Genomic DNA, 7,985 nt, shown 5'->3' with positions numbered 1-7,985 from the left:
ACCACATCTTGTGAATTCATTGCGGGTCGCTCTTAACGCGCTTCATAAATATTTTGACAGAAAAACTAAATGGTAAATGTTGTATGTTGTTTCTTTCGCTATGACGCGAAACGTTTTTCTGTACAATTCGTTGTATTTGTATTACAGTGAATACAAATATGAGGATTGTGTTATGACGATATCTATTCGATTGCCAAGTGATCTCGAAACACGTTTGAATAATTTAGCTGCTAAGACAGGACGTACAAAGTCTTTTTATTTACGCGAGATTATTGAACATGGAATAGAGGAAGCAGAGGATTATTATTTAGCTTCACAAGTAAGAGAGCGCGTTCGAAGGGGAGAGGGTACTTTTTATAGCTCTGAAGAGGTGAGGAAAGAGCTTGGCTTGGACGATTAGGTGTTAGAAAACTGAAGCAAAGTCTGGACAAATATTTTTCACAAAAGCGCATAATCGTATTGGTTTATAACAAATATTCTACCAAATGCTCGTAGGATTTGTTGTAATGAAAATCTTTATTTTCGAAAATTGTCTCCTGCTTTTCGATATGAAATTGTTTGTATTCTTCCTTTATAGCTTTTTTCAGTGCATTCACCTTTTCTTCACCGAAGATAATTTGTAGTTTCTCTCTTGAATTTATTATATTTACGAGCATATCCCAATAGATAAATCTATTATAGCATTTTTTACTTGCTGATTTAATTTGTTCTATTGTTCCTAATTTATAAGTTTTCTCAAATGTTGGAATATTTTCAGAAATGTATAGATTATAATTATCTTTTTCATTTATGAGTTCTTTATCTTTCTCTTTACACTCATTTACCTTCCATTTTACCTCTTCGGTATAACGGTCTTCATCTAAAGAAATATATCCTTCTGTAACAGTTTCAAGAAGACGCTTATAATGAATAAAAATTTCTCTTGCTATTCTATAGTCATCCGAAATGTCATACAACAATGTCAGTAAATATTTTTTTATCCCTACTAGGCATTCATACTTAGGAGGCAAATGCCATGATTTCAGTATTTCTTCTATCTCTTCGTATTCTGTATTTTTAGACATTTCATCCCAGTAGATGTCAAGCGATTTATCATTTTTATAAAACCCATGTAACGCTTGTTTTTCGTACTCGGCTATGATCATATCATCAACCACATATAACCACCAATGCAACAAAAACATTGTAGGTTTATGACATGTTTTTTCTGTAAGGGGATCTACGATTTTTTCAACAACTATCCCGTTTTTTTTCATGAGTCGCATTGTTTTTAGATAGCTTTTCTTAAAAGCTATGTGTTTCTTGAATACATTGATTTTTTCGCAATGCTCAGCAGAAGGTTCTGTTTCCAAAGCTTTCTTATAGAGAAACGGTATTTCTTTATATCCTTGAGTACAGATCTCTTTTATGATGGGATGGTGATGTTCATAATCTTCACCTATCATTATGGGATCTTTTATTCTTAGTATATCCTTTTCCCACTGTTTAATTTCTTTATTCCATTGCCTAATCCATTTTTGCGATATTTTTCGAGTTTTTTTTAAAAGACTTTTATCCCATTTCGTAATTTGTTCTTTGTATATTTCTATTTCTCGATTTTTCTGTTCCTGAAGTAACTCGAATTGTTCTTCATAGTCATTTATTCTTAAATAGCTCCTAAAAGACAGTAAAGTTGCTATTATTAGTAATATGTTCACTGAGAATTCAAAATATAAAAACACATCGATTATTATGATTAATAAAATCGTATTTTCGAATCCTACATTCCAACCTTTCTCTCCTACCTTCGAAATGTGGTAGATCATATTTGCTGCTATTAATATTCCTCCTATGACTATAATTATTTCCATTATTCCCCCCACTTTTTGCTAATCAATAATTTAGTGCTTCCGTATAATTGATTCGTTTAGAGGATACAATTGTGAGTTATTGGGTGCTAAAGATACTAGATTTAGGTGAAAAAAATAAAAAATACACAATATAGTGATTTTTTTTGTTGACAGGATATGAAAAATAGTGTTTTATGGCATTGCTGTACTAGTCGAATTGTGTCTAGAATTACGGTAAAGGTATAACCTTTCTTATAAGTTTATATGATTGTTCAGAGCCCTGCTTTTGCGGGGTTTTTTATTGTCTTGTTTACAAAAAGAAACACACATGAAAACCACTGAAAAACTTGCAAAAAGAACGCCCCCAAAGGCAGGTCAAGGGCGGGTAAAAGGTGTGCCAAATAAAACGACACGTATTTTGAAAGAAGCAGTGCTTAAGGCAGCAGAGCGCGCTGGTAAGAAATATGGTGATGATGGTTTGGTCTCTTATCTAGAAAAACAGGCAATCAAATGCCCCGCTGCTTATTTGGCATTGTTGGGGAAGATTTTGCCTCTTCAAGTGACAGGGGAAGATGGCGGGGCGATTAAGATGATAACGCGTGTGGAAATCGCGCCTTTAGTTCATGACAACACGACAGATTAATATTGTTCCAAAGCTTATACCGATTTTTACAGATAAGGCTTTGGTGCGTGCGGCTTGGGGTGGAAGAGGGTCTGGAAAGACAAGATCATTTGCCTTGATGGCTGCTTTAAAAGGCTATCAATTTGGTAGGGAAGGGATATCAGGCACTATACTTTGTGCACGGCAGTTTCAAAACTCGCTAGCAGAAAGTTCGTTGGAGGAAATTAAACGCGCTATTGAAGCGCACGACTTTTTAAAGGACTATTACAAGGTTGGGGAGTCGTCGATTAAGTCGATAGATGGTCGTATAGCCTTTCAGTTTTCTGGTCTGGACCGGAATATTGCAAGTATCAAGTCTATGGGGCGTATTTTGCTCTGTTGGGTTGATGAGGCAGAGCCTGTCACAGAGACAGCTTGGCAAACGCTTATACCGACTTTGCGAGAAGAAGGAGAGGGATGGCGGGCAGAGTTATGGGTGACATGGAATCCATTACGAGAGAATGCCCCCGTTGAGAAGCGGTTTCGCTTTTCAGACAATGAGGCAATTAAGCGTGTAGAGATCAATTGGTCAGACAATCCGAAGTTTCCCAAGATCTTGAATGAAGCACGATTGGATGATCTGAGAAACCGCCCCGAGACCTATAAGCATATCTGGGAAGGGGATTATCTGAAAGCGGTTCAAGGTGCTTATTATCAAAAGGAAATGTTGGCAGCCGAGCAAGAGGGGCGGATAGGGCGTGTTGCTCGTGACCCTTTAATGCAAATACGTGCTTTTTGGGACATTGGGGGGACAGGCGCCAAGGCAGATGCCACGGCGATATGGATAGCACAGTTTGTGGGGCGAGAAATCAGAGTGCTTAATTATTACGAAGCACAGGGGCAGCCTTTATCGGAACATATAGGCTGGTTGCGTCACAATGGTTATGAGAAGGCATTGATGGTTTTGCCCCATGATGGTGCGACCAGAGACCGTGTGCACAATGTGAGTTTTGAGAGTGCTTTAAATGATGCGGGTTTTGAAACGCAAGTGATCCCTAATCAAGGGGCAGGGGCGGTTAAGATGCGTATAGAGGCGGTGCGGCGTATTTTGCCGTCTGTTTGGTTTAATGAAGAGATGACGGTAGCAGGGCGCAAAGCACTGAATTGGTATCATGAGAAATGGGATGAGAAGCGCGGCATTGGTTTGGGTGCAGAGCATGATTGGTCGAGCCATGGGGCGGATGCCTTTGGTTTAATGTGCATTGTCTATGAAGCACCCAGTGTCAAACCCAAGCAAGAGCGTTATTGCACTATGGAAAGAGAAGCGGCATCATGGATGGCATTCTAGATCAAGACTTTCAAAAAACGACAATCCTCGATGAATATGAACTCTATAAGCGTTTAAAGTCTTGGTACGCAGAAGATATTGAACATGTTAATGAATGGCGTGAACAGGCGCGTGAAGATTTTGATTTTTATAATGGTCGTCAATGGGCAGAGGAAGATCTTGCGGTTTTAAAAGAGCAACGCCGTCCTGTCATGACTTTTAACCGCATTGCACCCCTTGTGAATGCTATTGTTGGGGCGGAGCGTAATAATAAGCGCGAAGTACAGTTTCAACCACGGCAAATGGGAGCGGCAATACCCAATGAATTGCTTACTGGAGCAGCAGAATGGTTTCGTGATGAGGCAGAGGCGGAATATGCCGATTCCGATGCTTTTCAGGATATGGTTATTTGCGGTATGGGCTGGACAGATACGCGGCTTGATTATGATACAGATCCCGAAGGGATACCTGCTGTTCAACGTTTAGATCCCTTAAAAATGGTTTGGGATGCCAATGCTGTAAGACCAAATCTCATTGACGCACAGCGTATGTGGTATGTTGATCGCAAATCCGTTGAGGATGCTAAAAGTCTTTTTCCTGATGTTGCTGTTGAAGATCTTAACGCCGATTGGGCTATCGATAGTACAACCGCTTCTGAGGATTCTCATGTGTCGCTTGATGCGTATCAAGATGACTCCAATGCGACTTCTCTCTCAGATCCGTATTCTGGGAAACGCTATGTTACGCTGGTTGAATGCCGTTGGTTTGAATATGAGACCACTTACAAGGCGCCTGATCTTCAAACCGGACAGATGCGCAACTATAGCAAACAGGAGTTTGAACAGCTTCAAAGGGTAATGCCACAATTACAAGGGGTGTGTTTTTATAAAAAAGTGGTGAGACGCGCTTTTCTGGGACGACGTCTTTTAGCAAATCCCGATAAGCCATTAGCACCTGATGGGCAACTTGGGTGGGAGTGTATCACGGGCACGCTGGATAAGCTTAAAAACCAGTTTTACGGGATTGTTCGCCCCGCAAAAGATCCACAAAAATGGTCGAATAAATATTTTAGCCAAGTGATGTATATCCTTAATAGCCAGTCTAAGGGCGGCTTGATAGCAGAACGAGGCGCTTTCGATGATGATCGCCAAGCCATGGAAAGCTGGGCGCGAACGGATACGATTACTTGGGTTAAAAATGGCGCGCTTACAGGAGGGAAAATTCAACCAAAGCCAAGTGCACAATTTCCCAATGGATTTTTCCAGCTGTTTAATGAATCGCGTGAAGCGATAACGCATGTAACAGGGTTATCGGCTGAGTTTATCGGAACACGGGAGGTCAACCAAGCCAATGTGCTGGAAAATACACGCCGGCAATCAACGCTTAATTTGCTTGCGGGGCTGTTTGATAATCTCAAGCTTTATCGGTGTAGGCAGGGAAAGATTATCCTTTATCTCATTCAGAATTATCTCTCTGATGGGCGTCTGGTACGTATTTCTGGACAAGAGAATGCGCAGTATGTTCCATTAACACGTGAAGCTGTCACAACGCTTGAATACGACATTATTGTTGATGATTCACCGACAAGCCCCAATGAAAAAGAGAAAACTTTTGCGACAATTACGCAGATGTTGCCATTGCTTGGTGGGTTCTTAACACCGGAGATGATTCCAGATCTTTTAAAGCTTTCCCCACTACCGGCAACATTGGTAGCAAATTTAACGGCAAAAGCACAGCAGGCACAACAAGAACAACAGCAACAGCAGATGATGCAACAAAGCCAAGGGGCGCAATTAACTCCAGAGCAACAAGCAAAGATTGCTGTTTTACAGCAAGAAGCGCAAGCAAAGAGCACACTCTATCAACTTGATGCGCAGCAGAAACAAGCGGCATTGCAGCAGAAAAATATCGAACTTTTCTTGAAACAAGAACAAGCGCGCATGCAGCTCGAACTTCAACAGGCAAAAAATGAGATAGCGCAGCGTGATTTAGAACGCAAAGCTTTACAGACACAGTTGGAACACTATCGAGTTTTGACAAAAAATATAATAGCACATTGAAGGGACAGAATATGGAAGAAGAGTTTACGCCAGAAGAACAAGCAATCTATGATGAACATTTTGCCAGTGATAATGCTGTTGAGTTGGTCGAGCCAGAACAAGTTGAGGAAGTTTTTGATGCAGAGGAAAGTTCTGAACAGCCAGCTGTAGAACCACTTCAAGAGCAGCCAAATTCTGATGTAATAGAATCTGATAAACTAGAGCAAGAGCGGCAAGCACGCCAAAAGGCAGAACAAAGCGCCATTGAAGCGCGTGAATTGGCTATTGAACTTGCGCAAAAATATGCCGCAATGCAGGAAGAAATCACGCGCCGCCGTGAGGAAAATATTCCCTCCCTAGAAGACGACCCAAAAGCACATTTTGCATGGCTTAGTCATAAGGTACAAGAACAACAGAAATTGCTTGATGAGTTTTCTCATATGAGAGAGAGCCAAGAGCGCATGAGTCAAGAGGAATATGAACGCCAAAAGTTGGGGGATTATTTCGAGGAAGCCAAAGCGCAAGTACAAGATAAATATCCAGATTTAGACAGTATCACGGACTATCTCTATGAAAGAGCAGACAGTGTCTTACAAGCGCAAGCAAGCCTTTATCCGCAATGGAAAGACCCAGAGGCACGGCAACAACAAATTGGTGCTGAATTGCGCCAAATATGCCAGCAGTGTCAGAAAGCTGGTATAAACCCAATTGAGGTGCTGGTGCAAAAAGCGAAAGCTTTTGGCTATAGTGGAGCGCCAGTTAAGGACGAAGTGGAAGCCCTTCAAGAGCGCTCTCAAGCAGCGCGGACGCTTACAGCGCGCGGCGGGCAAGTTCCAACAGGCGGTATGGATGTGAGAACGCTTTTTTCCATGCCGGAAGCAGAATTTGCAGCATGGGTTGAGAAAAATCCCAAAAAATTTGAACAAATTATGAGCAGAGCATGAAGATGTGCGCAATGGCGCGACAGAGAGAACCAAGTGATTGTTATCGTTTGGGGGTGCCGCAAGGCGAGTTTTAAAAACCAAGAAAGGCATTAATTGAAATGGCAGTAACAGAAGTAAAGCTCAATGACCCATTAGCCGTTGGCGTTTGGGCTAAGATGCTAAACACAGAGACCTCAAAAGCGTTGCCTATTGCACCGCTGATGGGGGAGAGCAAAAACAGCATTATCCAAGTGTTGGATGTGCTAGGAAAATCCGCTGGTGACTCTGTGACGAGCGGATTAAGAGTCCAACTTATGGGGGATGGCGTTAGCGAGGGACAAACGCTGGAAGGCAATGAAGAAGCCCTCCAATTTATGAATGAAAAGGTGCGCATCAACGAGCTTACTCATGCTGTGCGCATCAAATATGAAGGCTCTATTGATCAACAACGTGTTCCCTTTAATTTGCGTAAGGAAGCAAAAGATGGGCTTGTTGATTGGTATGCAGATCGCTTAAGTTTGATGTTCTTCATTCAGGCAGCAGGTTATACAGCACCATGGATTCACTTCGAAGGACGCAGCATAACCCTTAAACCCGTACATTATGGTTTTAATGCTCCATTAGAGCCAAGCAAACTGCGTATTATTCGCCCAGCTAAGAAAAAGACTGATGAAGAACTTACAAAAGACGATGTTTTTACATTAGATCTTATAGATCGGGCTGTTGAACGCGCTAAACTTGCTAATCCACGTTTGCGCCCTGTTCGTGTTGATGGAAAATCGGCATATGTGATGTATCTCCACCCAACACAGGTGACCCAATTGCGTACCAATACCCAGAGTGGTCAATGGTTAGACATTACCAAGGCAGCTTATGATGGCTCTGGAGCTAAGAACCCAATTTTTAATGGTTCTTTAGGGATGTATAACGGTGTCATTTTGCGTGAAGCTGAACATGTCCCCAATGGTATCAATTCAAAGACACAAGAGCCTGTTCCCTCTGTTCGTCGTGCTATTTTGCTTGGTGCGCAAAGTGTTATCATGGCTTATGGGCGCGTTGGCAATGGAGCAACAGGAGGCGATGGGAAAGGGGGAACACGCTATAAACTTGTTGAAGAACTGTTTGATTATCAACGTGAATTTGGGGTTGCAGCTAAAACCATTATCGGCATGAAAAAATCACGCTACACCTTGCCTCATTCTGATCAAGGGGGACAGGATTTTGGTACCATTGTCATCCCTTCTTTTGCTGAAGCAAGCTAATTAT

General features: G+C 41.8%; 7 protein-coding genes. 6 read left to right on the top strand and 1 reads right to left on the bottom strand.

All coding sequences use genetic code 11. The features are described 5' to 3' along the window. The first annotated feature begins 172 nt into the window (after positions 1-172). The gene (locus tag ACFIMC_RS09140; RefSeq protein ID WP_375633767.1) at positions 173-400 is read left to right on the top strand and encodes a DUF6290 family protein; all 228 of its coding nucleotides are present in this window, start codon (positions 173-175) and stop codon (positions 398-400) included. A gap of 64 nt (positions 401-464) precedes the next feature. Here the strand turns inward: ACFIMC_RS09140 and ACFIMC_RS09135 are convergent, their stop codons facing one another. Continuing rightward, a complete protein-coding gene (locus tag ACFIMC_RS09135) occupies positions 465-1,850 on the bottom strand; it encodes a hypothetical protein (RefSeq protein WP_375634976.1) in 1,386 nt (461 codons plus the stop codon). Between the two features lie 307 nt (positions 1,851-2,157). On the opposite strand from ACFIMC_RS09135, the gene ACFIMC_RS09130 reads away from it, so the two are divergent. The 5 genes from ACFIMC_RS09130 to ACFIMC_RS09110 all read left to right on the top strand — a co-directional run bounded on the left by ACFIMC_RS09130 (position 2,158) and on the right by ACFIMC_RS09110 (position 7,981). Further along, positions 2,158-2,472 carry a hypothetical protein gene (locus ACFIMC_RS09130; protein WP_273724397.1) on the top strand — a complete coding sequence of 105 codons (315 nt, stop codon included), beginning with the start codon at positions 2,158-2,160 and terminating at the stop codon, positions 2,470-2,472. Further along, complete coding sequence (locus ACFIMC_RS09125; RefSeq protein ID WP_375633764.1) at positions 2,453-3,778, top strand: PBSX family phage terminase large subunit; 1,326 nt, start codon at positions 2,453-2,455, stop codon at positions 3,776-3,778. The genes ACFIMC_RS09130 and ACFIMC_RS09125 overlap by 20 nt, the downstream gene beginning before the upstream one ends. Then, positions 3,763-5,817, top strand: coding sequence for a portal protein (locus ACFIMC_RS09120; RefSeq protein ID WP_375633763.1), 2,055 nt, complete (start codon positions 3,763-3,765; stop codon positions 5,815-5,817). Before ACFIMC_RS09125 ends, ACFIMC_RS09120 begins: the two co-directional genes overlap by 16 nt. An 11-nt stretch (positions 5,818-5,828) precedes the next feature. Next, positions 5,829-6,740: a hypothetical protein gene (locus tag ACFIMC_RS09115; RefSeq protein ID WP_375633762.1), complete on the top strand. Its 912-nt coding sequence runs from the start codon at positions 5,829-5,831 to the stop codon at positions 6,738-6,740. A gap of 98 nt (positions 6,741-6,838) precedes the next feature. Next, on the top strand, positions 6,839-7,981 hold the full coding sequence (locus ACFIMC_RS09110) for a N4-gp56 family major capsid protein (protein ID WP_375633761.1): 1,143 nt from the start codon (positions 6,839-6,841) through the stop codon (positions 7,979-7,981). Positions 7,982-7,985: the final 4 nt, after the last annotated feature.

Source organism: Bartonella sp. AP21QHHD (assembly GCF_042196205.1).
Lineage (GTDB): Bacteria > Pseudomonadota > Alphaproteobacteria > Rhizobiales > Rhizobiaceae > Bartonella.
Note: the sequence above shows the minus strand (reverse complement) of the source record. Positions and strands in the feature narration are given on the sequence as shown.

Excerpts from the sequence above, each read along its gene's own strand:
- ACFIMC_RS09140 (WP_375633767.1), top strand. The coding sequence starts at position 173 with ATGACGATATCTATTCGATTGCCAAGTGATCTCGAAACACGTTTGAAT.
- ACFIMC_RS09135 (WP_375634976.1), bottom strand. The coding sequence starts at position 1,850 with ATGGAAATAATTATAGTCATAGGAGGAATATTAATAGCAGCAAATATG.
- ACFIMC_RS09130 (WP_273724397.1), top strand. The coding sequence starts at position 2,158 with ATGAAAACCACTGAAAAACTTGCAAAAAGAACGCCCCCAAAGGCAGGT.
- ACFIMC_RS09125 (WP_375633764.1), top strand. The coding sequence starts at position 2,453 with ATGACAACACGACAGATTAATATTGTTCCAAAGCTTATACCGATTTTT.
- ACFIMC_RS09120 (WP_375633763.1), top strand. The coding sequence starts at position 3,763 with ATGGATGGCATTCTAGATCAAGACTTTCAAAAAACGACAATCCTCGAT.
- ACFIMC_RS09115 (WP_375633762.1), top strand. The coding sequence starts at position 5,829 with ATGGAAGAAGAGTTTACGCCAGAAGAACAAGCAATCTATGATGAACAT.
- ACFIMC_RS09110 (WP_375633761.1), top strand. The coding sequence starts at position 6,839 with ATGGCAGTAACAGAAGTAAAGCTCAATGACCCATTAGCCGTTGGCGTT.